This is a genomic window from Bradyrhizobium sp. P2_E8, from assembly GCF_056403875.1.
Genome location: NZ_JBFUES010001269.1, coordinates 1 through 1,825, shown reverse-complemented (window position 1 = coordinate 1,825; position 1,825 = coordinate 1). Strand labels below are relative to the sequence as shown.

At 65.7% G+C, this 1,825-nt stretch carries 2 protein-coding genes; both read left to right on the top strand.

Annotated elements, in window-relative coordinates; translation table 11 throughout:
* The first annotated feature begins 113 nt into the window (after positions 1-113).
* The gene (locus tag AC1D00_RS39400) at positions 114-896 is read left to right on the top strand and encodes a DUF169 domain-containing protein (protein ID WP_477014400.1); all 783 of its coding nucleotides are present in this window, start codon (positions 114-116) and stop codon (positions 894-896) included.
* 9 nt (positions 897-905) lie between these two features.
* On the top strand, positions 906-1,825 hold a 920-nt coding region (locus AC1D00_RS39395), incomplete at its 3' end, for a saccharopine dehydrogenase family protein (protein WP_477014399.1).

The window sequence follows — 1,825 nt, the reverse complement described above, 5'->3', positions numbered from 1 at the left end:
CGTTTGAGGGGCAGGACCGGTGAGTTGCTTCCGGGCCCGGCGAAGGACTAGAACGAGAGCCGTCAAACAAGAACATAGACCGGCGCGCGATCGTCGGCCCCCGGGAGGACGCCATGCAGCTGGAGAGTGAAGACAGGATCGATCTTGCCGGCCTCGTCGCCGATCTCAACAGCCTGCTGCGGCTGAAGACGACGGTAATCGGCATGAAGCTGTTCGCACGCGCCGCGGACATGGAGGCGATCCCGAAAATCCGGCGGCCGAACGCGATCCACACCACCGACCAGATCGTCAGCATGGCCGCGCGTCTGGGCTGGACCGTCGGCATCACCGCCGACGATCTCGTAGGTAGCCAGTGCCGCGCGGTGATCGGCCTGGCGCCGCAGGACGACAAATGGCTCGCCGGCGAAAATTACGTAGGGGTCTGGCACGGCACGGCCGAGGACGCACGCAAGCGCCAGGAGGCGCTCGACGTGGTGCCGTTCGGGCACTATCAGGCGCTCGCGGTCAGCCCGCTCGCCAGCGGCCGGCTCGATCCGCCCGACATCTGTCTCGTCTATGCGACGCCCGGGCAGATGATCATCCTGATCAACGGCCTGCAATATACCGGCTACAAGAAGTTCGAATGGGGCGTGGTCGGGGAGACCGCTTGCGCGGATTCGTGGGGGCGGGCGCTCAAGACCGGGGAGCCCAGCCTGTCCTTGCCATGCTATGCCGAACGGCGCTATGGCGGCGTGCCGGACGAGGAGATGCTGATGGCCCTGAAGCCCGAGCATCTCGCCAAGGCGACCCTGGGCATGAAGGCGCTGGCGAAGAACGGCCTGCGCTATCCGATTCCGCCCTATGGCATTCAAAGCGACGTCCGTGCCGGCATGGGCGTGAGTTACGCGAAAAAGTAAAGGCCAGTCATGAGCTCTGCGAAATTCGACATCGTCGTCTACGGTGCGACCGGCTTCACCGGCCAGCTCGTCGCCGAATATCTGGCGGCGCACTACAAGGACGACAAGGCGCTGAAATGGGCGATGGCGGGCCGCAGCCTCGACAAGCTGAAGTCGGTGCGCGAGGCGATCGGCGCGCCCGCGGATACGCCGCTGATCGTGGCCGATGCGTCCGATGCCGCCTCGCTGAAGGCAATGGTCGCACAGACCAAGTCGGTGATCACGACGGTCGGCCCGTATCAACTCTATGGCGAAGCGCTGCTCGCGGCCTGCGTCGCCGGCGGCACGGACTATTTCGACCTCTGCGGCGAGCCCGTCTGGATGCGRCAGATGATCGACAAGTACGAGGCGGCGGCCAAGGCGAGTGGCGCGCGCATCGTGTTTTCCTGCGGCTATGATTCCGTGCCGTTCGAGCTCGGCACGTTCTTCGTGCAGGAAGAGGCCCGGCGCGTGTTCGGCGCGCCGGCTGCGCGCGTGAAGGGGCGTGTGCGCGACATGCGCGGCACGCTGTCGGGCGGCACCGCGGCCAGCGCCAAAGCGACCTTCGATGCGGTCGCCAAGGATCTCAGCCTTGTCGCCATTCTCAACGATCACTTCGCGCTGACGCCCGGCTTCACCGGCCCGAAGCAGCCGAAGGGCAACCGAGCAGGTTATGAGGAGGATCTGCAGTCCTGGACCGCGCCGTTCATGATGGCGCTGATCAACACGCGCAACGTCCATCGCTCCAACATGCTGATGGGCTTTCCCTACGGCCGCGAGTTCGTCTACGACGAGATGGTCCTGACCGGCCCCGGCGAGAAGGGCGAGGCCAATGCGAAGCGCGTGATGGCCGCCAACGCCGAGAAGACCGGTCCGAATGCGCCGAAACCGGGCGAGGGGCCGTCGAAGGA

What these genes read in the sequence shown, in the direction of transcription:
- AC1D00_RS39400 (WP_477014400.1), top strand. Translation starts at nt 114, where the DNA reads ATGCAGCTGGAGAGTGAAGACAGGATCGATCTTGCCGGCCTCGTCGCC.